Raw genomic sequence first — 23,511 nt, forward strand, 5'->3', positions numbered from 1 at the left:
ATTCGATATCTCCGGGGAGAAAGTAGGACAGAGCAACCAGTTCCGGGTGGGTCGCTACGGGCCTTTCACGCATCGTTCACCGAGGCGTGGCCGACACTGTGACGTCAGTCGCAGACCGCCCCGTTGGCGGCCGAGCCGACCAGCTTCGCGTACTTCGCCAGCACGCCGCGCTGGTGCTTGGGCGCCGGCGGCGTCCACCCGGCCCGACGGCGGGCGAGCTCGTCGTCGTCGATAAGCAGCTCGAGCGTGCGGGCCGCGAGGTCGAGGCGGATGCGGTCGCCGTTCTCGATGAACGCGATGGGCCCGCCGTCGACGGCCTCGGGCGCCACGTGGCCGATGCACGGCCCCGTCGTGCCGCCGGAGAACCGGCCGTCGGTGACCAGCAGCACGTCCTTGCCCAGGCCCGCACCCTTGATGGCGCCGGTGACGGCGAGCATCTCGCGCATGCCCGGGCCGCCCTTGGGGCCCTCGTAGCGGATGACGATGACGTCACCCTTCTCGAGGGTGTTGTTCTCGACGGCGTCCATGGCGCCGCGCTCGCCGTCGAACACCTTGGCGGTGCCCTCGAAGACGGCGGTGTCGAAGCCCGCGGACTTGACGACGGCGCCCTCGGGGGCCAGCGACCCGCGCAGGATCGTCAGGCCGCCGGTCTGGTGGATCGGGTTGGTCATCGCGTGGATGATCTTGCCGTCGACGTCGGGCGGCGCGATGTCGGCGAGGTTCTCGGCCAGCGTCCTGCCGGTGACGGTGAGCGCGTCGCCGTGCATGAGGCCGGCGTCGAGCAGCGCCTTCATGATGACCGGCACGCCGCCGACGCGGTCGACGTCGGTCATGACGTACTGGCCGAACGGCTTGACGTCGGCGAGGTGCGGGACCTTGTCGCCGATGCGGTTGAAGTCGTCGAGCTCGAGCTTCACGCCCGCCTCGTGGGCGATGGCCATGAGGTGCAGGACGGCGTTGGTGGAGCCGCCGACCGCCATGACGACGGCGATGGCGTTCTCGAACGCCTCCTTCGTCATGATGTCGCGGGTGGTGATGCCCAGGCGGAGCAGGTTGACGACGGCCTCGCCGGACTTGCGGGCGTAGCCGTCGCGGCGGCGGTCGACGGCGGGCGGCGCGGCGCTGCCGGGCAGCGACATGCCGAGCGCCTCGGCCGCGCTGGCCATGGTGTTGGCGGTGTACATGCCGCCGCAGGCGCCCTCGCCGGGACAGATGGCCCGCTCGATCTCGTCGACCTCTTCGCGGGTGATGAGCCCGCGGGCGCAGGCGCCGACCGCCTCGAACGCGTCGATGATCGTCACGTCGCGGTCGCCGACCCGGCCGGGCAGGATCGACCCGGCGTACAGGAAGGTCGCGGCGACGTCGAGGCGCGCGGCCGCCATGAGCATGGCCGGGGCCGACTTGTCGCAGCCGGCCAGCAGGACGGCGCCGTCGAGCCGCTCGGCGCCGAAGACCGTCTCGACGGAGTCGGCGATGACCTCGCGCGACACCAGCGAGTAGTGCATGCCCTCATGGCCCATGGAGATGCCGTCGGACACCGAGATGGTGCCGAACTCCATGGGGAAGCCGCCGCCGGCGTGTACCCCTTCCTTCGACGCCTTCGCGAGGCGGTCGAGGGACAGGTTGCACGGGGTGATCTCGTTCCAGGACGAGGCGACCCCGATCTGCGGCTTCTCCCAGTCGTCGTCGGTCATGCCGACGGCGCGGAGCATCCCGCGGGCCGCCGTGCGTTCGAGACCGTCGGTGACCGCCCGGGAGTGTGGCTTCAGGTCCGGCTTCGAGGGTGTCACGGTCATGCGGACACGCTAGTCCCGTCCTCCGGCAGGAAACGCACGAGGTCCGAAATCCGGACACGGCGATACTGGTCCCATGCGACGCCGTTCGGAGCTGCACCGGCCGGGGCTGCGGTCGGTGTACTGCCGGCATCCGCCGGCCGGCGGCGTCACTGTCAGCGGCAGACAGCAGATCGGGGTCTCGTTCGCGGAGCACCGCGACGTGGTCACCGAGTCCGGCGGGCGCCGCGACCGGTTCGACATCCGGCCCGGCGACGTGTTCGCGAACGGGCACGCGCCGGTCTACTGGAGCGAGGTCGTGCGCCCCGACGAGCTGGTCGAGATGTATCCCGGCGACGACCTGCTGCGAGCCGCGGCCGGGTCGTCGCGGACGCCGGAGATCGAGCCGTTGCGGGGCGCGCGCGACGCCGTCGTGCTGGGGACGGCGTCGATCCTCAAAAAGGCCCACGTCGGCGCCGCTTACGTCGACACCGTCCGGGCCAGCGCCCTCGCCCATCGGCTGGCCGAGCACGTCGTCGGGTACTACGCCGGTCTGGGGTCACCGGGTCGCCGGGCGCCGGCCGGACGGCTGGACCGGGTGCTGCTGGACCGGGTCGCCGCCGTGGTCGAGGAGCGGCTGGGCGACCCGCTCACCGTCGACGACCTCGCCGCGGCCGCCACGCTCAGCCCGTTCCACTTCGCCCGCGTGTTCAAGGCGACCACGGGCCTCGCACCGCACGAGTACGTGACGGCGCGGCGCATGAACCGTGCCGCGGCGCTGCTGGTGAAGGGCCGCATGAGCGTCCCGGAGGTCGCGTACGCCGTCGGGCTGTCCAACCTCAGCCACTTCCGGCGGCAGTTCCGCCGCCACACCGGGCTGCTGCCGTCGGACCTGCGCCCCGCGAGCACCGCAGGATCCGACCCTCCCGGCGACGGCGTCGGCGCGGCAGGATCGGCGGCATGAGCGATCCGGTCACCGCACTGCTGCACGCCGTCGACACGCTGGACTGGGACGGCGTGCTGGCCGTCCTCGCCCCTGAGGTACGGCTGGACTACACGTCGCTGTGGGGAGGCTCGCCCGAGTACGTCGCGGCGCCGGAGGTGGTCACGCGCTGGCGCGGGCTCCTGCCGGGCTTCGACGCGACGCAGCACCTCACCGGGCCGGTGCTGGAACACGACGACGGCGTGGGCGGGCGGTACGCGACGACGGTGCGGGCCTACCACCACCTGGTCGACGGCGACACCCGCGGCACGTGGATGGTCGCCGGCCGGTACGACATCCGGGTCGGCGACGGCGGCCGGATCACCGCGATCACCCTGCACGCGGCCTACGAGGACGGGGACCGCGCGCTGACGGCGGTCGCGGCGGCGCGGTGTGCGGCCGGGTCCGGCGGCCGGGTGGGCGCGTGACCGAGCCTGTCGCCGTCGTCACCGGGGGCAACCGCGGGATCGGGCGCGAGGTCGGCCGCCAGCTCGCGGCCCGCGGGCACACCGTCGTCCTGACGGCCCGCGATCTCGCGGCGGCGTCGTCCGCAGCGGGCGGCATGGCCGGGCCCGGCGCCGTCGTCCCGTTCCGGCTCGACGTCACCAGCGCCGACGACGCCTCCGCCCTGGCTGATTTCGTGCGCGCCGAGTACGGGCGGCTCGACGTGCTGGTCAACAACGCCGCGATCCACTACGACACCTGGCAGCGCGCCGCGAGCGCCGACCTCGACGTCGTCCGCGAGGCCGCCGAGACCAACGTCTACGGGCCGTGGCGGCTGGCCATGACCCTGCTGCCGCTGCTGCGGGCGAGCGCGCACCCGCGGATCGTCAACGTGTCGAGCGAGGGCGGGTCGCTTGCGAGCATGGGCGGCGGCACGCCCGCGTACAGCCTGACGAAGGCCGCGCTCAACGCGGTCACCCGCATGCTCGCCGCCGAGCTGCGCCGCGACCGGATCCTGGTCAACTCGATCTGCCCCGGCTGGGTCGCCACCGACATGGGCGGCCCGGGCGGCCGGCCGGTCGCCGACGGCGCGGCCGGCATCGTCTGGGCGGCGACCCTCCCCGACGACGGCCCCACCGGCGGATTCTTCCGCGACGCCCGCCCGGTCCCCTGGTGAGCCCGGCCTCCCCCTGGGCCCCGTTGATCATGGAGAAGGTCGGCTCTCGGACGCCTCCAGACCCGACCTTCTCCATGATCAACGGGAATCGCGGGCGTAGCGGCGGCCGCCGCCGACTTCACCGGGCGTTCACGACCGCGCCGGGCGGTGTGGGTACGGTGCGCCGCATGACCGATGCGTCCCGTCCGTCCCGTCGTTCCTTCGTCGCCGGCTCGCTCGCCGGGCTCGGCCTCGCCGCTCTCACCGGTGCGACGACGGCGTCCGCTGCGGCCCCGCGCGCCGCACGGCCGCCGCGGATCCTCGTCGCCACCAATGAGCCGTGGGGCACCTACCACGTGCGGCCGCTGCTGCCGGAGATCGCCCGGCGCGGCTGGGACGTGCGCCAGCTGGTCCCCGACCTGAGCCAGATCGCGCCCGGCGAGACCGTCCCCGTCGTCACCCCTGCCGACGATCCCACGGCGGACCTGCTCGTCGTCACCGGGGCGACCAACTGGCCGGCCGACTGCGCCGCCGCGTTCGGCCGGCACACGCCGCTGGCCGCGACCTCCCTGGCCTATCTCAACGCCACCGAGGCGCCGCGGGCGCACGAGTTCGAGCGGCGGCTGCGGCTGGTGACGTCGTCGTCGGCCGCGGAGGGCCGCGCGTTCGCCGGGCACCTCGGCACCCGCCGCCGGGTCCGCGTCGTCGGCTCGCCGCAGACCGACACGCTGCCCACGCCGGCGCCGGAACCGGGCGTCGTCCTCGTGCTCACCAGCGTCACCTACCCCGACCAGACCGGCGGCGCCGCGCCCGGCACGCAACTGCTGCTCGACGCCGCGGCGGCGCTCGAGGCGGCCGGCAAGCACGTCCTGGTCGGCCTGCACCCACGCGAGAACCCGGCGCTGTGGAGCGACTACGAGATCAGCCCGGTCCCGTCGTTGCAGGCGTCGGCGCGGGCCGAGGCCGCCATCGGCATCCCGGGCACGGTGTTCCCGCTGATCGCGGCCGCCGGCGTGCCCGTCGTCGGCTGCGTCGACCCCCGGCTCGTGGTCCCGGACTACCTGCTCGCCGTCTGCTCGTCGCTGATCGACGACCCGGCAGAGGCACTGAACGCCGTCGAGACCGCGACCCTGCCGGCCGACCTCGAGGACGTCGTGGGCCCGATCGGCGGATCGGCCGCCCGGCTGCTCGACGCCTGGGGCCGCGCCGCCCGCCCGAGCCGGGGCTGACACCCAGCCGCAGCTGACGCCGTCGTCCCCCGACGTTCGCCTGGCGTTCAAAAGGATTGCAACCTCACATTGCAATCCTTTACGGACGTCGCCCCGTACAGCTCGATCGAGGGTCAGTACCCCACCATCGATGGAGGCAGGCGTGGAGACGACAGCAGGGACGCCCGAGGGCGTGAGCCGGCGCGGGTTCCTCACCCGGGTCGGAGCGGTTGGCGGAGCGACGGCGCTCTACGGGACGATGGAGGCGCTCGGCCTCATCGCCTCGCCGGCGCACGCGGCGGAGGAGGCGGGCGACTTCCAGGAGCTGCGCCCGAACGACCTCCCGGCCGCGGCGAACGGCACGAAGGTCGCGATCCTGGGCGCGGGGACGGCCGGGCTCGCGGTCGCGTACGAGCTGGGCAAGGCGGGCTACGACTGCCACGTCATCGAGGCGCGCTCCAAGCCCGGCGGCCGGGCGCTCACCATCCGCCGCGGCGACAAGCTCACCGACACCGACGGCGTCACCCAGGTGTGCAAGTTCGACGAGGGCCACTACTACAACGCCGGCCCGTCGCGGATCCCGAGCCACCACCTGACCATCGACTACTGCCGCGAGCTGGGCGTCGCGATCGAGCCGATGGTCAACGCCAACGCGCAGGGCTACTACTTCCACGAGAACACCCCGACGGTGAACTACGGCCCGCTGGCCAGCACCGCCGTCACGCACCGGCAGGCCAAGGCCGACGTCTACGGCTACATCTCCGAACTGCTCGCGTCCGCCGTCGACCAGGGCGCGCTCGACGACCGGCTCACCGGCACCGACGGCCAGCGGCTGATCGAGCTGGTCAACAGCCTCGGCGGGCTGACCGGCGGCCGCTATACCGGCAACAACCGGCGCGGCTACAGCGTCACGCCGGGCGCCGGCAACGAGCCGGGCACCGTCGCCGGCCCGCCGCCCGGACTCTCGGACATCCTGCAGAGCCAGTTCGGCACCCGGTTCGCGACCGAGTTCGGGTTCGACCAGGCCATGATGATGTGGCAGCCGGTCGGCGGCATGGACCAGATCAGCGCCGCGCTCGCGTCGGCCGTCGGCGGGCGCCGCCGCATCACGTACGACGCCCCCGTCACGCAGATCGACAACACGTCCACCGGCGTGCGGGTCAGCTACCGCTCGAACGGCCGGATCCGCACGCTCGACGCCGACTACTGCGTCGTGACGATCCCGCCGATGGTGCTGCGGAATCTGACGACGAACTTCTCGGCCGAGACGAAGAACGCCCTCACGGTGCCCACCGGCGCCAATAGCGGCCGCATGGGCATCCAGTTCAAGCGGCGCTTCTGGGAGGAGGACCTCGACATCTACGGCGGCGTCACGCACACCAACATGGACGTGTCGGGGATCTACTACCCGTCGTACGGCTACTTCCAGAAGAAGGGCGTCCTCGTCGGCTACTACTCCGGCTCGTACACGAACCTCTCTGTGGCCGAGCGGGAGACGCGTGCACTGGCGCAGGGGGCGAAGATCCACGGCGACGTCTACCACCAGGAGTTCGACAACTCGTTCTCCGTCGCGTGGCCGAAGGAGCCGTACAGCCTGGGTGCCTGGGTGAGCTGGCCTGGTGGGCGGGGCGCGGCCTACCAGCACCTGCTCCAGGCCGACGGCAACACGTACTTCGCCGGCGACCACCTGAGCTACTACACGGCCTGGCAGACCGGCGCGTTCCTGTCGGCCCGCAAGGTGGTGAGCGACCTGCACGCGCGGGTCGCGGCGACGGCGGCCTGACGGGTTCGCCTGACGGCGTCGGCTCGGCTCGGGCGGTCCGCAGCCGCCCGGGTCGAGCGCGACCCGTCTCACAGTGGCGCGGTGTCACGGGGAGCGGGCGGGCGGCATCTCCATGTCGTCAGGACACCGACGCCACGAGAGGACGCCATGTCGCCCCGTCTGAACCTGTTCGACAGCCCGACCGCCACGAAGATCCTCGAGCGCATCTACAACGCGTCGCTCCCCCTCGAGGAGTCGACGCTGCCGAAGACCGTCCGCGAGCTGGTGCAGCTGCGGGTCAGCCAGATCAACGGCTGCGGGCTCTGCACCGACATGCACGTCAAGGATGCCCTGGCCGCCGGTGAGGACCCGCTGCGCCTGCACCTGGTCGCCGCCTGGCGCGAGACGACGGTGTTCACCGAGGCCGAGCGGGCGGCGCTGGCGTTCGCCGAGGAGGGCACCCGCCTCGCCGACACCCACACCGGCGTGTCCGACGAGACCTGGGCCGAGGTCCGCCGGCACTACGACGACGACCAGCTCGGCACGCTCGTCTGCGTGGTCGCCATGATCAACGCCGCCACCCGGATGAACGTGATCGTGCGCAACCCGGGCGGCTCCTACGAGCCCGGCATGCTGGCCGCCGTGACCGGCTAGGGAGATCTCCTAGACGACGGCGACCGTGAGGATGAGGACGGAGTCCTGGTCGGCGACGAGGTCGTGACGCTCCGGCGGGACGTCGGCCAGGACGCCCTCGGCGACGGTGACGGTGCGCTCGCGCGTGTGCAGGGTGACGTGCCCGCGCAGGCAGTGCACCGTCGCGTCGCCGGGGCTCTGGTGCTCGTTCATGCGCGTGCCGGCGATGAGCGCGATGAGGGTCTGCCGGAGTCTCGCGCCGCTGTGCAAGGTGCGCGACGCGCGGCCGGAGGTCGAGATCCGCGCTTCCTCGAGCTGGTCCGTGCCCATGCTCTGCAGCGTCATGGTGGTCGGCGTACCCAGAGCCGCGTCGCGGTAACGACGCCGGTGGGTGGGTGTCCCGCTCATGTGGGCCTCCCCGTGGTCAGGTGGCTGCGGCGACCTCGGTGCTCGTGATGATCACGTCGACGCCGGCGTCCCGGAACCGCTCGACCTCGTCGGGCGGCGCGCCGTCGTCGGTGACCAGGGTCCACGTCGCGGGCATGCGCGCCCACGCGTGGAAGGGACGCCGGCCGAGCTTGCTGGCGTCGGCCAGCACGTACACCCGCTCGGCGCGGGCCATCATCATCTCTTTGAGCCGGGTCTGGTCGAGGTTGGCCTCGCAGATCCCGTGCTCGACGGTGACCGCGTCGGCGCCGAGGAAGGCGCGGTCGGCGGTGATGCGCTCGAGCGCGGCCTCGGCGAACGGCCCGACCAGTCCCTGGCTGATGTGCCGGAGGCGCCCGCCCAGGCACAGCACGTCGACGCCGTCGGCCTCGGCCAGCTCGTTGAGCACGGTGAGGCCGATGGTGACGACGGTGAGGCGGTCGCGGTCGCGCAGTTCACGGGCGAGGGCCCCGGTGGTGGTGCCGGCATCGAGCAGGACGGTCTCGTCGGGACCGATCTGCCCGGCCGCCCACGCCGCGATGGCCTGCTTCTGCCGGAACCCCTCGCGCGAGCGCTGGCCCAGCGAGGTCTCGGGGGCGTGGCCGTGCGCCATGGCGCCGCCGTACGTGCGGGCCAGCTGGCCCTCGGTCGTGAGCAGGGCGAGGTCGCGGCGGATGGTCGACTCGGTGACGCCGAAGTGCAGCGCCAGCTGGCCGACCCCGGCCCGCCCGTCGGTCCAGGCGAGGTCGACGATGGCCCGGCGCCGTTCGCGGGCGTTCAGCCGATCGGTCATCCCCCACCTCGCTCGTCAGGGGCTCGGCGCGAGCGCGGCCGCCTGGCGCAGAGCCTCGATCATGCTACCGGCGTCGGCGATGCCCTGGCCCGCGATGTCGAACGCCGTGCCGTGGTCGACGGACGTGCGGATGACCGGCAGCCCGACGCTGATGTTCACGCCCGACTCGAGTCCGAGCACCTTGACCGGTCCGTGCCCCTGGTCGTGGTACATGGCGACGATGAGGTCGTAGTCGCCCCGACCGGCCAGGAAGAACGCGGTGTCGGCGGGCAGCGGCCCCTGCACGTCGATGCCGTCGGCCCGGCAGCGCTCGACCGCGGGAACGATCTTCTCGGCCTCCTCGCCGCGGCCGAACAGGCCGTTCTCGCCGGCGTGGGGGTTGATGCCGCAGACGCCGAGGCGCGGGCGGGCCAGCCCCGAGTCGCGCAGGGTGGCGTCACCGCGGCGGATGGTCCGCTCGACCAGGGCGTCGTCGATGCGCTCGATGGCGTCGACCAGCCCGATGTGGGTGGTGACGTGGATGACCTTCACCGTCGGCGTCGACAGCATCATCGACACCTCGTCGACCCCGCACAGCTCGGCCAGCAGCTCGGTGTGCCCGGGGTACGGGTGGCCGCCGGCGTGCAGCGCCTCCTTGTTGAGCGGGGCCGTGCAGATGGCCTGCACCCGTCCGGCGACGGCGAGCTCGCTGGCCGCCTTGACGTACTGGTAGGCGGCGTCGCCCGCGACGGCCGACAGCGCACCGTACGGGAGGCCGGCCGGCAGTAGCCCGAGGTCGATGACCTCGATGGTGCCCGGTTCGAAGGTCGCATCCTCGGGCCCCGCCACCGCGCGCAGCTCGACCTCGACGCCGGTGATGCGGGCGGCGTCGCGCAGCCGGCCGAGATCGCCGACGACCACCGGCCGGCACAGCGACCGCACCTCGGGATCGGCGAGCGCCCGCACGACGACCTCGGGGCCGACGCCGGCGCCGTCGCCCATGGTGACGGCGACCAGTGGTGTCTTCATGTGTCCTCCTGATGCGGGCTGTGCTGGTGGGTGGCGGCCGCGGGCGACGTCGCGCGCAGGTGCCATCGGGTGCCGGGGAGTCTCTGGACGATGTGCACGAGCGTGCGGGGTTCGCCGAACGCGCCGGGCTTCGTGACGATGACGCGGCCACCCGGCTCGGTGCTGACGACGACACCGTCGGCCCAGGCCTCGCGGACGTGCAGCTCGCCCACCTCGAGGGCGGCGAGGACGGCACGGGCGGTCTCGCCGCCGGTGAGGACGAGTGCCGGGTGGTCGAGGGCGGCCGGGGCGACCGCTCTGGCCAGGGCCGCGGCGACGTCGGGCGAGCGCGCCGCGCCGCGGGCGTCGGCCAGATGGACGGCGGCGGTGCGGCCGGCCGTGCGCTCGGCGATGTGCGCGGCTGCGACAGCGGGCTCGGCGAGCTGCTCGGGATCGAGCTCGACCACGGTGCCGATATGGCGCTTCAGCCAGCCGAGCTGCTCTCGCGCCGCGGGCGCCGCCGTGCCGACGACGAACAGGATGGGGCCCAGCGGCGGAGGAACGGGAAGGCTCCCACGCGCGGGCGGGACGGTTCTGATCCGCACCTCGGTCACGGCGGCTCCGGGCGGAACGGCCTCGTCAGGCCCTCCGCGCGCGGGCTCTCCGTGCGCAGGCCCTCCGTGCGCGGGCGCGGGCGCGGGCGCGCGGGTCGCGCGAGCGTCGGCCGCGTGCGCGCGAGCGATGGCGTGCGCGAGCCCGGCGGACCCCGCCCACCGGACCGGCTGGCCGGAGCGCCGCACCGACTCGCCCGCAGCGACGATGCGGTCGAGGTCGGCCTCGGTCTCCGCGTCGCACACGGCGACGCGGCCGGCATCGGCCGCCGACCGCAGCGCGTCGGCCAACTCGGCCATACCCCCGCGCACCACCGGCAGCTCGACCACCGTCACGGGCAGCGGCGCGAGCGCCTCGGCCAGCGATGAAGGCGCGGGTCGCGACTCGGCGGCCCAGGCGCCGGACCGCTCGAGCGGCACGCCGCCGACCAGGACCGCTCCCCCGACGACGGTGCGCCCCAGTGCGGGCAGCGCCGGTGCCACCACGAGCGCGCCGCCCGGTTCGCGCAACGCGGCCAGTTCCGCGGCGATCGGACCGCGCAGCGTGGAGTCGAGCTTCTTGACCACGACGCCGCCGGGCGGCAGCAGAGCGAGCGCCGTCGTGGTCCGCTCGGCGGCTGTCGTGGGCGTGGCGTAGCGTGAATCGGTGTCGACGGCGACCACATCGCCACCGTCGAAGAGATCGCGCGCCCCGCGCGATGTGCGCGCCACGCGCGCCGTGCGGAGGTCGAGAATGCGCGGTGTGCGCGCCACGAACGCGGCGGCAGCCTCGGCCGCACCGGTCAGATCGTCGGCCAGCAGGAGCACAGGAATCACCACGATACGGCTCCTTCCTGCACAGATGCGACGACGTCCGCCTGGCGGGGCGGTGCGGGACGGCTCTTCCCGGCAAGAGTGAACGCTACGTTACTTGCGCGTTTCGCGCAAAGATGCGAGTGTGATCCGCACAACTCCCGCGAACCCCCGGAGGTGACGATGAACGGCAGCGCTCCGCGCCGCGGCCTGAGCCGACGCGACCTGCTGCGGGCCGGTGTCGCGGCGGGCGCCGGGCTCGCGCTCGGCCCGGTGCTGGCGGCCTGTGCCGGCCCCACCGGCACGTCCGGCGCCGGCACCCTCACGCTGGCGCTGAACCGGTCGCTGGTCAGCCTGGACAACAAGCTCAACCAGTTCGACGCGCACGTCACCGTGCAACGCGCGGTGCGGCAGGCGCTCACCCGCATCGGCGACGGCCTGCGGGCCGAGCCGGTGCTGGCCCAGAGCTTCGAGCTCGTCTCGCCCACGGCCTGGCGGGTACGGCTGCGCCCCGAGGCCGCGTACTCCGACGGCACACCGGTCGCGGTGGCCGACGTCGTCACCGCTCTCGAGATGTACCAGCAGGTCGACGCCTCGTTCGTCGGCAACCAGTTCCCCGAGTGGCCGGTGGTGCAGCAGCTCGACGAGCACACGTTCGACCTCGTCACGCAGCGGCCGCTGGTCGGCCTCGACGCCCTCATGAGCAACATCCTCGTCACGCCGGCGGCGGCCAACCTCCCCGAGGAGCTGTCCGACGGCGTCGGCAGCGGCCCGTACGTGGTCAGCCAGGCCAACCGCGGCACCGGCGACTACACGCTCACCGCCAACCCCGCCTACTGGGGCCCGGCGCCCGGTGTGGAACAGGTGCGCATCCGGTTCCTGCCCGAGGAGACCAGCCGCGTGCTCGCCCTGCGCAGCGGCGAGGTCGACGTCATCGACTCCATCTCGCCCGACTCCGCGGAGCAGCTCGACGGCCTGCCCGGCATCAGCCTGCTGCAGGCCGAGGGCACCCGCCTGGTGCAGCTCTTCTACAACTTCCGCAAGCCGCCCGAGCACCCGCTCTCCAAGGCCTCGGTCCGGCAGGCGCTGAGCCTGGCCATCGACGGCCAGAGCATCGTCCGCGACGTCCTGCTCGACAGCGTCACCCCCACCCACGGCGTGGTGCCGCTCAGTCTCGACGGCGCCGTCGAGGTCGGACGGTTCGCCTTCGACCCCCGCAAGGCCCGGCAGCTGCTCGACGCCGAAGGGGTCGACGACCTCGAGCTGACCATCATCTGGGAGTCCGGCGAGTTCGCCGGCGACGCCTATGTCATGGAGGCCGTGGCGCAGATGCTCGGCGACATCGGGGTGCAGGTGCACCTGCACCAGTTCGAGCCCGGCGGCGACCTCCCCACCTGGCGGCAGGGTCGCGGGGGCGACTTCGACATCATCGGCAACGGCTACGGCAACCAGACCGGCCTGGCGCTCACCAGCCTGCAGGGCCTGTTCGCGGGCACGCCCGAGATGGAGCAGACCGGCGACGCGTTCATGGGCTTCGTCTACGACGACATCGCCTCCGGCATCACCGCGGCCGCGGCCGAGACCGACGACCAGCGGCGCTCCACGCTGCTGCAGGACGTCCAGCAGTCCATCTGGGACCTCTGGCCGTCCATGTGGGCGTTCACGCAGGACGTCCTGCTCGCCCACCGCGACACCGTGAGCGGCCTCGACCTGCTGCCCATCAACTCCTACGACCTCGCCGCCCTGCGGCTCGAGGAGGGGTGACCATGGCGCGCTATCTGGCGTTGCGGGTCGCACAGAGCTTGCTCACCGTGTTCCTCATCGTCTCGACGGTGTTCGTGCTGGTCCGGCTCGCGCCCGGCGACCCCGCCGCGGCCATCGGCGGCCCCACCGCGACCACTGAGGACCTGCAGGCCATCCGCGAGGAGCTCGGGCTGGTCGGCTCCATCCCACAGCAGTACTGGCACTTCATCACCGGCCTGCTGCAGGGCGACCTCGGCCTCTCCTACTCCTTCCGCCAACCCGCGCTCGACGTCGTGCTCGAGCGGCTGCCCTACACCATCACGCTGGCCGGCGCCGCCATCGTGCTCACGGCGCTCATCGCCATCCCGCTCGGCATCTTCACCGCCCGCCGGGCCAACAGCGCCTGGGACGTCGGCGCCAACGTCGGCACCATCGCCGGTCAGTCCATGCCGGAGTTCTGGACCGGCATCATGCTGCTCACCCTGCTGGCGGTCGTGGTGCCCGTCTTCCCCGCGTCCGGGTTCACCTCGTGGTCCGGGCTCGTGCTGCCCGCGGTCACCATCGCGCTACTGCAGATCGCCCTGATCTCCCGGCTGGTGCACCGCGAGATGGCCGGCAACCTGGCGGCGCCCTACGTCACGGTGGCCCGCTCGCGCGGCGTCGCCGAGCGCAGGCTGACCTGGCGCTACGCCTTCGCCAACTCGTCCATCCCGGTCGTAACGGCGCTCGGCACCCGGTTCGCGGCCATGCTCAACGGCGTCGTGGTGGTCGAGGTGGTGTTCGCCTGGCCCGGCATCGGTTCGCTCGTGGTCCGGGCGCTCGAGACCCGCGACTACCCGCTCATCCAGGCGACCGTGCTGGTGACCAGCCTCCTGGCCATCGGCGTGCAGCTCCTCATCGACCTCCTGTACCCGCTGTTCGATCCGCGGGTGCGCGTCGGAAAGGCGGTGTCACGATGACGACGCAGACACAGGCCGCCCGGCCCAGCGCCGTGACGGCCGACCGGCTCCGATCCTCGGCCGCGGCGCTGCGCCGGCGGGCCAGCCGGCTCAAGATCGTGCTGGGCGCGGTCCTGGCCGGCGTCGTGATCGTCCCGATCCTGCTGGCCAACGTGTTGCCGTTGCCCGACCCACTCGAGCAGGACCTCTCCCAGCGCCGGCTGCCGCCGCTGACCGACGGGCACCTGTTCGGGACCGACCAGCTGGGCCGCGACCTGCTGTCGCGCATCCTGCACGGCGGCCAGGTGTCACTGACCATCGGCGTGCTGGCGGTCCTGGTGTCCGGCGTGGTCGGCGTCATCGCCGGCGCGGCCGCGGGCTACTACGGACGCTGGGTCGACTCCGTCGTCTCGCGGCTGCTGGAAGCCCAGATGTCGGTGCCGCTGCTGCTCCTGCTGCTGCTCGTGGTGGCGCTGTTCGGCCCGTCCATCGCCGTCATCACGCTGGTCATCGCGTTCGCGCAGTGGCCCGAGCCGGCCCGGCTCACCCGCGCCATGGTGCTGGTCGAACGCGAGAAACCGTATGTCGCCGCGGCCCGGGTGCTCGGCCTGCGGCGGGCCGCGGTGCTGGTGCGGCACGTCGTGCCGAACATCATCAACCAGATCGTCGTGGTCATGCTGCTGCTCCTGGCCCAGGCGGTGCTGCTCGAGAGCGCGCTGAGCTTCCTCGGCGCCGGGGTCGAGCGGCCTCACCCGACGTGGGGGCGCATCATCGCCGACGGTCAGGGCTACATCACCACGTCGTGGTGGCTGGTCACCCTGACGGGTCTGGTCATCGTGCTGCTGGTGGTCGGGGTCAACCTCCTCGGCGACGGTCTGCGCGACCGCGTGGGCCGGTCCCGGCCGGCGAAGGGAGAGTCGCAATGACACTGCTCGACGTCCAGGACCTGCAGGTCGAGCTCATGACGGCCGGCGGGGTGATCCGCGCGGTCGACGGCGTCTCGTTCACCGTCGGCCGGTCCGAGACCGTCACCCTCATCGGCGAGTCCGGCAGCGGCAAGTCCACCACGGCCATGGCGGTGCAGGCGCTGCTGCCGCGCAACCTGGCCGTGGTGTCCGGGCGCTGCCTCATCGACGGCGTCGACGTCGTGGCGCGCCCGGCCGAGGCCGCGAAGCTGCGGGGGCGGACCGTCGCCATGATCCCGCAGGACCCCATGACGGCGCTGAGCCCCGTGTCGACCATCGGCCGGCAGCTCGGCGAGGTGCTGGCCCACAAGGACTCCTCGCTGTCCCGGTCCGCCCGCCGCCGGCAGGCCGCCGACCTCCTGGGCTCGGTGCGCATCACCGATCCCGAGCGCCGGCTCGACGCCTATCCGCACCAGCTGTCCGGCGGCATGGTGCAACGGGTCCTCATCGCCATGGCGCTGGCCATCGACCCGCACCTGCTGGTGGCCGACGAGCCCACCAGTGCCCTCGACGTCACGGTGCAGGCCGGCATCCTCGACCTCCTCATGGACCTGCAGGACCGCACCTCGGCCGGCATCCTCATGATCACCCACGACATCGGCGTGGCCCGGCTGGTCAGCGACCGCGTGCACGTCATGCGCGACGGCCGGTTCGTCGAGAGCGGCGAGGTCGAGGCCGTCGTCGGCGCGCCGCGGCAGGACTACACCCGCCGGCTGCTCGACGCGGTGCCGAAGCTGGGCGCCTGGGAAGGAGAGGTGGCATGACCGAACCCCTGTTGTCGGTGCGCGACCTGGCCGTGGAGTTCACCACCCATGGGCAGCGCAACCGGGTCGTCGACGGCGTCGGCTTCGATCTCGAGGCGGGCCGCACGCTGGCGGTCGTCGGCGAGTCCGGCTGCGGCAAGTCCACGCTGGCCCGCACGCTGGTCCGGCTCGAGACCCCTGCCGCCGGCTCCATCCGCTACGCCGGCCGCGACCTCGCGACCCTCGGCGAGAAGGAGCTACGGCCGGTCCGCGGCGACCTCCAGATGATCTTCCAAGATCCTTACGGCTCGCTCGACCCGCACCTCACGGCGGCCGGCATCGTCGCCGAGCCGCTGCGCCTGCGCGGTGTGAGCGACCGCGCCGAGCGCCGCCGCCAGGCGGTCGAGCTGCTCGATCGGGTCGGGCTCCGGCGCGAGCACGCCGACCGCCGGCCCCCGGAGTTCTCCGGCGGACAGCGCCAGCGCATCGGCATCGCCCGGGCGCTGGCCAGCCGCCCCAAAGTCCTCATCTGCGACGAAGCCACCAGCGCGCTCGACGTCTCGGTGCAGGCGCAGGTCCTCGACCTGCTGCGCGAACTGCAGCAGCACGAGGGCATCGCCTACCTGTTCATCTCGCACAACCTCGGCGTGGTCCGCGAGATCAGCCAGGAGGTCGCCGTCATGTCGCGGGGCCGGTTCGTCGAGCACGGTCCCACCGAAGAGGTGCTGAGCCGGCCGCGGCACGACTACACCCGCACGCTGCGCCGGGCCGCGCTCGACCCCGCGCTCATCACCGGCCGCAAGCCACGGCTGTTCGCCCCCACGACGAGCGCGGGAGTCGCCTCGTGACCGGCCCTCGTCCCGTCCTCGGCACCATGACGTTCGGCGACACCGTCGACCACGACACCGCGGCGAGCATGCTCGACCTCGTCCACGACGCCGGCGTCACCGAGATCGACACCGCCAACGCGTACGCCGGCGGCGCCACCGAGGAGATGCTCGGCGAGCTGCTGGCGCGGCGGCCGGGCCGGTTCACGGTCGCGACGAAGGCCGGCATCGCGCACCCCGACGCCGGCGGCGCCCCACCGTTGTCGCCCCAGGCGCTCCGCGCGTGCCTCGAGGGCAGCCTGCGCCGGCTCCGGCTCGACCACGTCGACCTCTTCTACCTGCACCAGCCCGACCCCGCCACGCCGCTGGACGACACCGTGGCCGAGGTCGCCACGCTGGCCGCCAAGGGGCTCGTCGGCCGGGTCGGCGTCTCCAACTTCGCCGCCTGGCAGATCGCCGAGCTGCGCCGGCTGTTCGCCGCCGCCGGGCTGCCCGGTCCGGTCGTGGCGCAGCAGCTCTACAGCCTGGTGGCGCGCCGCATCGACGACGAGTACGTCGCGTTCGCCCTGGCCAGCGGCATCGAGACCATGGTCTACAACCCGCTCGGCGGCGGGCTGCTGTCCGGCCGCTACACCTTCGAGGCCGCACCCGACGAGGGCCGGTTCGCCACCTCGCGGCTCTCGCCGATGTACCGCGAGCGCTACTGGGACCCGCGCCTGTTCGAGGCGGTCGGCGCGCTGTCGGCGGTCGCGGCCGACGCCGGGGTGTCGCTGCCCGAGCTGGCGCTGCGCTGGCTGGCCTCGCGTCCGGTCGTCGGCTCGGTGCTGCTCGGGGCCTCGAAGCCGGCGCACCTCATGGCGAACCTCGAGGCGCTCGCGCGTGGGCCGCTCCCCGCCGACGCGGTCGAGCGCTGCGACGATGTCGGCCGGCAGTTGCGCGGCCCCATGCCCGCCTACAACCGCTGAGACGTCTGGAGTCCTGCCTGTGACCACCACCCCCGCCTTCGAGGCCGTCGAACGCATCCGCCGCCGCGAGCGCTCCGTCGGGTACTGGATCGCCACCGACAACCCCGTCGGCACCGAGCGCATCGCCCGCGTCGGCTACGACTACGTCGGCATCGACGCCCAGCACGGCCTCATCGACTACAAGGGCTGGCTGGCCGCACTGCTCGCCATCGAGGCCGGCGGACGCAGCGCGGGCCTGGTGCGGGTGCCGGCCAACGACCTCACCTCTATCGGCCAAGCGCTCGACGCGGGCGCTCACGGCGTCATCGTCCCGCTGGTCGACACCGCCGACCAGGCGGCCGCGGCGGTGCGCGCCTGCCGCTACCCACCCGAGGGCGGGCGCAGCTACGGCCCCATGCGAGCGGGCCTGCGCATCGGCCCGGCGCCGGCCGAGGCCAACGCGCACGTGCTGTGCGCCGTCATGATCGAGACGCTGACCGCGCTCGACAACGTCGAGGCCATCGCGGCGACGCCCGGGCTCGACGGCATCTATGTCGGGCCGTCCGACCTCACGCTGGCGCTCGGCGGCGCGTCGTCCACCGACCCCGCGTTCGCCGAGGCACTCGACGAGGCGTGCGGCCGGGTCTGCGCGGCGGCCGCCCAGCGGGGCATCGCGGCCGGCATCCACTGTCCCGACGGCGCGACGGCGAGCCGGCGGCTGGCGCAGGGGTTCACGTTCGCCACGGTCAGCTCCGACCTCGTCCACCTCGAGCAGGCGGCCGCGGCGCACCTGGCGGCGGCCCGGGACTGACGCCGTGGAGTCGATCGACGAGGCCCTGGTCACCGGGCGACGCGGCCTGCGCACCCGCCCGGGCACGCTGCTGCTCGGCCCCACGGGCGCCCGGCTCTGGGCCGACTACCTCGAGCAACGGCCGGGCTTCGCCGGTGCCATCGACCTCGTGCACAAGCTCAACATCCCGCTGCTGTTCACCGTCACCGGCGTCGACCTGCCCGAGCCGTGGGAGGCCCGCTGGCGGCCGAGCCGGCTGACGGTGTCCGCGGCGGGCCGGCCGGGTTCCGGGGTCGAGTTCACCGAGGACAAGTTCGTCACCTGGGACGACTGCGCGGTGTCGCGGCAGGTGTGGAGCAACGACGGTCCCGCGCCGGTGACGCTGCGGCTCGAGGTCGACCGGTCCTGGGTCGGCGGCGACGGGTTCGGCTCGCGGCCGGTCGAGCGGCACGGGTTCACCGTGCTCGCCGTCGTCCGGCCGTCCGACCCAGCGCTCTGGGACGGGCTCGTCCTCCGCCCCGGCGAACGGGCCGAGTTCGTCGTCGCGGCGGCGCTCGGTCTGGCCGGCACCGAGACCCGACCCGACCTCGAACGTCGCCTCGATACCGCCCTGTCCGCGGAACCTCCGTACGCCGTCGTCGACCGGCAGCAGCGCGAGTACCAGCGCTGGTTCGACGAGGTGCCGTCCTTCAGCTGCAGCGACCCGGTGCTGACCCGCACCTGGGCGTACCGGTGGTTCCTGCTGCGGCACAACCTCGCCGTGCCCGGGGTCGGCGGGCTGCGCGACCCGCTGTTCTACGAGGGCCGCGCGCACAAGATGAGCAAGACGCCGTGGGATCCCGCCGGCTGGGAGTTCAGCAAGCTCATCCCGCTGTCCAGTCCCATGCACCTGCTCGAGGCCCGCTGGCATCCCGACCCGTCGTGGGGCGCCGGGCTCTGGCGCACGCTGCGGGCCGCCCAGGGCGACGACGGGCTGTTCCGCAGTCGCACGGTCGGCCAGGAGTTCCACGCCTACGCCAACTTCCTCGGCTGGGCGAGCTACCAGTACGCCCTGGTGCACCGCGACGCCGACGGCGCGGCGGCCATGCTGGCCTCGCTGGCGGCCCAGGTGCGCGGCGAGCGCGCGAAGCTCGCCACCGGCAACGACGAGCTCCCCATCGAGACCGAGCACATCCTCACCGGCAAGGAGTACCAGCCCAGCTACTGGTCCTTCCACGACTACCCCGCCGACCCGCGCGACCGGTCCGGCTACACCCCGCTGAAGCGGGTCGACCGCGCCGTCTACCACTACCGCAACGCCCGCGGTGTCGCCGGCCTCGCCCGGCTGCTGGGCGACGCCGCCGGCGACGGAGCCGGCCTCGCCGCCGAGTTCGACGCACTGGCCGACGCCGTGGCCGCGCAGGTGCTGACCAAGCAGTGGGACCCCGGCACCGGGTTCTTCCACGACCTGCACCACGCCACCGACCAGCGGTCCCCGGTCCACAACGTCGTCGGCTTCTACCCGTACTGGGCCGGCCTCACGGGCGAGGAGCACCTGCCCGGCCTCGACGCGGCGCTTCGGCTGTTCGACACCGGCGCACCGCTGCCGTCCACCGCCCCCGACTGCCCCGTCTACAGCCCCACCGGCCACTGGCGCGGCGTGTACGTCAAGGGCCGCAACGGCTGCTCGTGGAACGGCCCGACGTGGCCCTACACCAACAGCGTGGTCATCGACGGCGTCGGCGCCACCAGCCGGCGGTTCGGCCACCGCTACGACGCCGAGTTCGGCCGGCTGCTGCGCTCGTACGCCCTGCTGCACTTCCAGCAGCGCGACGGCCGCACCCCGTACCTCGTCGAGCACTACGACAGCGAGACCGGCGAGCCCATCAGCGACGAGGCCGACTACCTGCACTCCTACCTCATCGACCTCGTCGTCCGGTACGTCGCCGGCATCGAGGCCGAGGCCGACTCCGTCGTCGTCGACCCACTCGACGTCGGGCTCGACTGGTTCGCGCTCACCGGGGTGCGGGTCGCCGGGCACACCGTCGACGTCGCCTACGACCACGAGCGCGGGCTGCGGGTGTCGGTCGACGGCGCCCCGGCCACCGCCGCGCCGGGGCTCAGCCCACTGACCGTGCCGCTGGCGTGATCCGCGGGCCGATGAACTCCGCCGCCCGCTCCAGCGCCTCGGCCGCCTCGGGCAGGAACGACCAGAACAGATGGAACACGTGCGTCGACACCGGGAACAGCTCGAGCCGCGCGTCGACGCCGGCCGCCGTCGCGCGGTCGACCAGGGCCCGGCACTCAGGCAGGCCGGGCTCGCCGGTCGCCACCTGGACGAGCAGCGGCGGCAGTCCGGCGAGGTCGGCGTAGAGCGGGTTGACCAGCGGATCGTCGGCCGGGTGACCGTCCAGATAGAGGCCGGCGTAGCGCTCGGTGAGCTCGACGATCCCGTTGGGCTGCGGCTCCGTGTGCTCGCGGACCACCCGGCAGGTGAGGTCGACGCCAGGACTGAGCAGCACCACCCGGCCGGGCAGCGCCGCTCCGTCGGCCCGCAGCCGCAGCAGTGCCGACATCGCCAGCCCGCCGCCCGTCGAGTCGCCGCACAGCGTCACCGCCGCCGGGTCGCCATGCCGTTCGGCCAGCCATCGGAACGCCGCCACGACGTCGTCGACGGCGGCCGGGAACGGGTGCTCGGGCGCCAGCCGGTAGTCGGGCACCAGCACGGTCGCGTCGGCCGCGGCGGCCAGCGCGCCCGCGAGCGGCCGGTACCCGTACGCCGAGCCCACCACGTAGCCGCCGCCGTGCACGTGCAGGATCGACGGCACCTCGCCGACGTCGCGGCCGAACGCCAGTGAGGGCACTCCCCCGGCCGTGACCGGGCGCATCTCGATGCCGGCCGGCGTCGGGAACTGGGCGCTGAGCTGCTCGTTGGCCGCCCGGAACGCGTCGAGGTCGGCGACCGCCTCGGCCACCGGGCGCAGCAGCCGCCGGACCTGCTCGTCGGTCTCGCCGCCGACCGACCGCGTGACCTGCACGGCGTCGTCGAGATCGGCGAGCATGCTCTTGGCGCGGTAGAGCAGCGCCTCGCCGGCCAGCGTGAGCTCGACCCGCTGGGTCGTGCGCCGGAGCAGGTCGACGCGGAGCAGCTTCTCGAGCGAGCTGATCTGCCGGCTCAGCGCCGGCTGCGACAGGTACAGCCGCTCCGCCGCCCGGCTGAAGTTCAGCTCCTGGGCGACGGCGACGAACGCGCGCAGGTGCCGCAGCTCGATCGCCTCAGGGGCGCGCGGCAGCTCGATCAGCCGGCCGCGGGGCTCGTTCTCCATGTCCCGAGTATGGCCCAGATCCGGCCCGCCGGCTCATGCCGACGGTGCATGACCTCTATGCATGAACGGTCTTTCCCTGCAGGTCAGAGCCGGTGCCAGGGTGTCGGCATGAGCACGTTCCACACTCTGACGTCGGTCTCCGCGGGCCGGGCGACGCTCGTGCTGCGCGGCCCCGACGGGCCGGTGCACGGCATCATCCTCTGGCCGCGGCCGCCCGTCCTCGACCCGGCCGACGCGCCGGAGCGCCCGCACCCCGTCGCCGTCGTCGTCTCGCCGCGGTCCGGCGCGCCGGTGCCGGCGGACGCCCTGGCGCGCTCGTTCGCCGCCGGCGGCTCGCTCGTGCTCTCGCTGACGGTGCCGGGTGACGCGGACGACGCGGCCGCGGCCGGCGCCGTCCGCACCGCGGTCGAGTGGATCGCCGAGCACGCCCACGAGCTGGACGGCGACCCGCGCCGGCTGACGCTCGTCGGTCAGGCCGGCGTCACCGGGCTGGTCGCCGACGTCGCCGCCACGGCCGACGAGAACGGCGGGCCCACCATCGGCCAGCTCCTGCTGCTGCGCGCGGGCCCGGACCCGCCACGGCCCGCGCCCGTCACCTACCTCGTACCCCGATCCGAACGGAGAGAGTCATCATGAGCACCGACCTCGACCCTGTGACCCCGGCGGCACCGACTCAGACACCGACCGAGGCGCCGCCGAAGGCCGGCCGTCGCGCGTGGCTCGGGCTGGCCGTTCTCGCGATGCCGACGCTGCTGCTGTCGCTGGACATCAGCGTGCTGTACCTCGCGCTCCCGGCGCTCAGCGCCGACCTCGGCGTCACGTCGACGCAGCAGTTGTGGATCAGCGACATCTACTCGTTCATGATCGCCGGATTCCTGGTGGTCATGGGCTCGCTCGGCGACCGGGTCGGACGGCGCAAGCTGCTGCTGGCCGGCGGCGCGGCGTTCGCGGCCTGCTCGGCGCTGGCGGCGTACGCGTCCAGCCCGGAGATGCTGATCGTCAGCCGGGCGCTGCTGGGCATCGCGGGCGCCACGCTGATGCCGTCGACCATGGCCCTGATCCGGACGCTGTTCCCCGACCCGGCGCAGATGGCGGTCGCGCTGAGCATCTGGTTCTCGTGCTTCATGGGCGGCATGACCATCGGGCCGCTGGTCGGCGGCGTGCTGCTGGAGCACTTCTGGTGGGGCTCGGCGTTCCTGCTGGGCGTGCCGGTCATGGTCCTGCTGCTGGTCCTCGGGCCGGTGCTGCTGCCGGAGCACCGCGAGGACACCGCGCCGGGCCGGTTGGACCTGGCGAGCGCGGGGCTCTGCGTCGCGGCGATCCTGCCGGTCATCTACGGCCTCAAGGAGATCGCGCGCGACGGCGTCAGCATCGGCGCCGTCGTGGCGATGGCCGCGGGGCTGGCGCTGGGGGTCGCCTTCGTCCGGCGTCAGCGGCGCCTCGCCGACCCGCTGCTCGACCTGCGGCTGTTCGCGAACCGCAGATTCACGGTGTCGCTGACGGCGTTCCTGCTCACCGGCGTCGTCATGGCCGGCGTCTCCTTCGCCGCCGCGCAGTACATGCAGCTCGTGCTCGGGTTGTCGCCGCTGGAGGCCGGGCTCTGGCTGATCCCGTCGAACGTGGCCATGGTGGCGGCGACGCTGATCGCGCCGCGGCTGCTGCAGCGGCACCAGGCGGCCGACCTGCTCGCCGGCGGGCTGGCCGTGTCCGGCGCCGGCCTGCTGCTGCTCACACTGGCCGGCACGGACTCACTGGGCCTGCAGGTCACGGCGATGACGGTGGCGGCGGCCGGCATCGGTGTGCCGATGGCGGTCGTGACGAACCTGATCCTCGCCGCGGCGCCGCCGGAGCGGGCCGGGTCGGCGGCCTCGCTGTCGGAGACCGCCGGCGAGTTCGGCATCGCCCTGGGCATCGCCTCGCTCGGGAGCGTCACGATCGCCGTCTACAGCGGACGCGTCGGCGAGCTGCTCCCGGCCGGGACGCCGTCGTCGCTGACGGCGGCCGCGCAGGAGAGCCTGGCGGCGGTGACGTCGGCCGACGGCGCGGGCGCAGCGGTCCTCGAGGCCGCGAGGACCGCGTTCACCAGCGGGTTCAACGTCGTCGGCGGCATCGGCGGCGCGGTGCTGCTGCTGGTCGCCGTCGTCGCCCGGCTGGCCCTGCGCGAGAAGTGAGCCGACGCCGTCGTCGATCC

At 73.4% G+C, this 23,511-nt stretch carries 22 protein-coding genes; 16 read left to right on the forward strand and 6 right to left on the reverse strand.

The window, feature by feature from the left end; translation table 11 throughout:
* Nucleotides 1–104: 104 nt before the first annotated feature.
* Nucleotides 105–1,796: a dihydroxy-acid dehydratase gene (gene ilvD / locus HD601_RS25205; protein WP_184826578.1), complete on the reverse strand. Its 1,692-nt coding sequence runs from the start codon at nt 1,794–1,796 to the stop codon at nt 105–107.
* 73 nt (nt 1,797–1,869) lie between these two features.
* Here ilvD and HD601_RS25210 point away from each other — a divergent pair, with 73 nt between their 5' ends.
* The 6 genes from HD601_RS25210 to HD601_RS25235 all read left to right on the forward strand — a co-directional run bounded on the left by HD601_RS25210 (nt 1,870) and on the right by HD601_RS25235 (nt 7,477).
* Nucleotides 1,870–2,736, forward strand: a complete 867-nt coding sequence (locus HD601_RS25210; protein ID WP_184826580.1) for a helix-turn-helix transcriptional regulator — start codon at nt 1,870–1,872, stop codon at nt 2,734–2,736.
* Complete coding sequence (locus HD601_RS25215) at nt 2,733–3,182, forward strand: nuclear transport factor 2 family protein (RefSeq protein ID WP_184826582.1); 450 nt, start codon at nt 2,733–2,735, stop codon at nt 3,180–3,182. The genes HD601_RS25210 and HD601_RS25215 overlap by 4 nt, the downstream gene beginning before the upstream one ends.
* The gene (locus tag HD601_RS25220; protein WP_184826584.1) at nt 3,179–3,874 is read left to right on the forward strand and encodes an SDR family NAD(P)-dependent oxidoreductase; all 696 of its coding nucleotides are present in this window, start codon (nt 3,179–3,181) and stop codon (nt 3,872–3,874) included. The genes HD601_RS25215 and HD601_RS25220 overlap by 4 nt, the downstream gene beginning before the upstream one ends.
* A 167-nt stretch (nt 3,875–4,041) precedes the next feature.
* A complete protein-coding gene (locus HD601_RS25225; RefSeq protein ID WP_184826586.1) occupies nt 4,042–5,082 on the forward strand; it encodes a hypothetical protein in 1,041 nt (346 codons plus the stop codon).
* Nucleotides 5,083–5,224: 142 nt separating this feature from the next.
* Entirely contained in the window at nt 5,225–6,844 is a 1,620-nt protein-coding gene (locus HD601_RS25230) for a flavin monoamine oxidase family protein (RefSeq protein WP_221441297.1), read from the forward strand.
* 147 nt (nt 6,845–6,991) lie between these two features.
* Nucleotides 6,992–7,477 (forward strand): carboxymuconolactone decarboxylase family protein, encoded by a 486-nt coding sequence (locus HD601_RS25235; protein WP_184826590.1) that lies wholly within the window; start codon nt 6,992–6,994, stop codon nt 7,475–7,477.
* A gap of 9 nt (nt 7,478–7,486) precedes the next feature.
* On the opposite strand, the gene HD601_RS25240 is transcribed toward HD601_RS25235, so the two are convergent.
* Genes HD601_RS25240 through HD601_RS25255 form a run of 4 tightly spaced genes read right to left on the reverse strand, consistent with a single transcriptional unit; the run spans nt 7,487 to nt 11,092 of the window.
* Nucleotides 7,487–7,864 (reverse strand): cupin domain-containing protein, encoded by a 378-nt coding sequence (locus HD601_RS25240; protein ID WP_221441298.1) that lies wholly within the window; start codon nt 7,862–7,864, stop codon nt 7,487–7,489.
* A 16-nt stretch (nt 7,865–7,880) separates the two neighbouring features.
* Entirely contained in the window at nt 7,881–8,675 is a 795-nt protein-coding gene (locus HD601_RS25245; RefSeq protein ID WP_184826592.1) for a DeoR/GlpR family DNA-binding transcription regulator, read from the reverse strand.
* A gap of 15 nt (nt 8,676–8,690) precedes the next feature.
* Complete coding sequence (gene pdxA, locus HD601_RS25250; RefSeq protein WP_184826594.1) at nt 8,691–9,683, reverse strand: 4-hydroxythreonine-4-phosphate dehydrogenase PdxA; 993 nt, start codon at nt 9,681–9,683, stop codon at nt 8,691–8,693.
* The gene (locus HD601_RS25255) at nt 9,680–11,092 is read right to left on the reverse strand and encodes a four-carbon acid sugar kinase family protein (protein WP_184826596.1); all 1,413 of its coding nucleotides are present in this window, start codon (nt 11,090–11,092) and stop codon (nt 9,680–9,682) included. The genes pdxA and HD601_RS25255 overlap by 4 nt, the downstream gene beginning before the upstream one ends.
* 156 nt (nt 11,093–11,248) lie before the next feature.
* On the opposite strand from HD601_RS25255, the gene HD601_RS25260 reads away from it, so the two are divergent.
* From HD601_RS25260 to HD601_RS25295, 8 genes are read left to right on the forward strand one after another with little or no spacing between them, the layout of a single operon-like run.
* Nucleotides 11,249–12,829, forward strand: a complete 1,581-nt coding sequence (locus HD601_RS25260) for an ABC transporter substrate-binding protein (RefSeq protein ID WP_184826598.1) — start codon at nt 11,249–11,251, stop codon at nt 12,827–12,829.
* Nucleotides 12,830–12,831: 2 nt separating this feature from the next.
* The gene (locus HD601_RS25265) at nt 12,832–13,767 is read left to right on the forward strand and encodes an ABC transporter permease (RefSeq protein ID WP_184826600.1); all 936 of its coding nucleotides are present in this window, start codon (nt 12,832–12,834) and stop codon (nt 13,765–13,767) included.
* Complete coding sequence (locus HD601_RS25270) at nt 13,764–14,672, forward strand: ABC transporter permease (protein WP_184826602.1); 909 nt, start codon at nt 13,764–13,766, stop codon at nt 14,670–14,672. The genes HD601_RS25265 and HD601_RS25270 overlap by 4 nt, the downstream gene beginning before the upstream one ends.
* A complete protein-coding gene (locus HD601_RS25275; RefSeq protein ID WP_184826604.1) occupies nt 14,669–15,475 on the forward strand; it encodes an ABC transporter ATP-binding protein in 807 nt (268 codons plus the stop codon). The genes HD601_RS25270 and HD601_RS25275 overlap by 4 nt, the downstream gene beginning before the upstream one ends.
* Complete coding sequence (locus HD601_RS25280) at nt 15,472–16,302, forward strand: ATP-binding cassette domain-containing protein (protein ID WP_184826606.1); 831 nt, start codon at nt 15,472–15,474, stop codon at nt 16,300–16,302. The genes HD601_RS25275 and HD601_RS25280 overlap by 4 nt, the downstream gene beginning before the upstream one ends.
* Nucleotides 16,303–16,328: 26 nt before the next feature.
* Nucleotides 16,329–17,246, forward strand: coding sequence for an aldo/keto reductase (locus HD601_RS25285; RefSeq protein ID WP_184830179.1), 918 nt, complete (start codon nt 16,329–16,331; stop codon nt 17,244–17,246).
* Nucleotides 17,247–17,265: 19 nt separating this feature from the next.
* Nucleotides 17,266–18,036, forward strand: a complete 771-nt coding sequence (locus tag HD601_RS25290; protein WP_221441300.1) for an aldolase/citrate lyase family protein — start codon at nt 17,266–17,268, stop codon at nt 18,034–18,036.
* A 4-nt stretch (nt 18,037–18,040) separates the two neighbouring features.
* Entirely contained in the window at nt 18,041–20,143 is a 2,103-nt protein-coding gene (locus HD601_RS25295) for an MGH1-like glycoside hydrolase domain-containing protein (RefSeq protein WP_184826610.1), read from the forward strand.
* Here the strand turns inward: HD601_RS25295 and HD601_RS25300 are convergent.
* On the reverse strand, nt 20,115–21,320 hold the full coding sequence (locus HD601_RS25300) for an alpha/beta hydrolase fold domain-containing protein (RefSeq protein ID WP_184826612.1): 1,206 nt from the start codon (nt 21,318–21,320) through the stop codon (nt 20,115–20,117). The two genes, HD601_RS25295 and HD601_RS25300, sit on opposite strands and share 29 nt — an antisense overlap.
* Nucleotides 21,321–21,428: 108 nt before the next feature.
* Between HD601_RS25300 and HD601_RS25305 the strand changes: the two genes are divergently transcribed.
* Together HD601_RS25305 and HD601_RS25310 are read left to right on the forward strand one after the other, a co-directional pair.
* Nucleotides 21,429–21,956, forward strand: coding sequence for an alpha/beta hydrolase family protein (locus HD601_RS25305; RefSeq protein WP_184826614.1), 528 nt, complete (start codon nt 21,429–21,431; stop codon nt 21,954–21,956).
* Nucleotides 21,957–22,060: 104 nt separating this feature from the next.
* Complete coding sequence (locus tag HD601_RS25310; RefSeq protein ID WP_425503488.1) at nt 22,061–23,491, forward strand: MFS transporter; 1,431 nt, start codon at nt 22,061–22,063, stop codon at nt 23,489–23,491.
* Nucleotides 23,492–23,511: the final 20 nt, after the last annotated feature.

It is taken from the genome of Jiangella mangrovi, assembly GCF_014204975.1.
Classification (GTDB): domain Bacteria; phylum Actinomycetota; class Actinomycetes; order Jiangellales; family Jiangellaceae; genus Jiangella; species Jiangella mangrovi.

Coding starts and splice junctions, on each gene's coding strand:
- ilvD (WP_184826578.1), bottom strand. CDS start 1,796: ATGACCGTGACACCCTCGAAGCCGGACCTGAAGCCACACTCCCGGGCG.
- HD601_RS25210 (WP_184826580.1), top strand. CDS start 1,870: ATGCGACGCCGTTCGGAGCTGCACCGGCCGGGGCTGCGGTCGGTGTAC.
- HD601_RS25215 (WP_184826582.1), top strand. CDS start 2,733: ATGAGCGATCCGGTCACCGCACTGCTGCACGCCGTCGACACGCTGGAC.
- HD601_RS25225 (WP_184826586.1), top strand. CDS start 4,042: ATGACCGATGCGTCCCGTCCGTCCCGTCGTTCCTTCGTCGCCGGCTCG.
- HD601_RS25235 (WP_184826590.1), top strand. CDS start 6,992: ATGTCGCCCCGTCTGAACCTGTTCGACAGCCCGACCGCCACGAAGATC.
- HD601_RS25240 (WP_221441298.1), bottom strand. CDS start 7,864: ATGAGCGGGACACCCACCCACCGGCGTCGTTACCGCGACGCGGCTCTG.
- HD601_RS25245 (WP_184826592.1), bottom strand. CDS start 8,675: ATGACCGATCGGCTGAACGCCCGCGAACGGCGCCGGGCCATCGTCGAC.
- pdxA (WP_184826594.1), bottom strand. CDS start 9,683: ATGAAGACACCACTGGTCGCCGTCACCATGGGCGACGGCGCCGGCGTC.
- HD601_RS25260 (WP_184826598.1), top strand. CDS start 11,249: ATGAACGGCAGCGCTCCGCGCCGCGGCCTGAGCCGACGCGACCTGCTG.
- HD601_RS25265 (WP_184826600.1), top strand. CDS start 12,832: ATGGCGCGCTATCTGGCGTTGCGGGTCGCACAGAGCTTGCTCACCGTG.
- HD601_RS25270 (WP_184826602.1), top strand. CDS start 13,764: ATGACGACGCAGACACAGGCCGCCCGGCCCAGCGCCGTGACGGCCGAC.
- HD601_RS25275 (WP_184826604.1), top strand. CDS start 14,669: ATGACACTGCTCGACGTCCAGGACCTGCAGGTCGAGCTCATGACGGCC.
- HD601_RS25280 (WP_184826606.1), top strand. CDS start 15,472: ATGACCGAACCCCTGTTGTCGGTGCGCGACCTGGCCGTGGAGTTCACC.
- HD601_RS25285 (WP_184830179.1), top strand. CDS start 16,329: ATGACGTTCGGCGACACCGTCGACCACGACACCGCGGCGAGCATGCTC.
- HD601_RS25300 (WP_184826612.1), bottom strand. CDS start 21,320: ATGGAGAACGAGCCCCGCGGCCGGCTGATCGAGCTGCCGCGCGCCCCT.
- HD601_RS25305 (WP_184826614.1), top strand. CDS start 21,429: ATGAGCACGTTCCACACTCTGACGTCGGTCTCCGCGGGCCGGGCGACG.
- HD601_RS25310 (WP_425503488.1), top strand. CDS start 22,061: ATGCCGACGCTGCTGCTGTCGCTGGACATCAGCGTGCTGTACCTCGCG.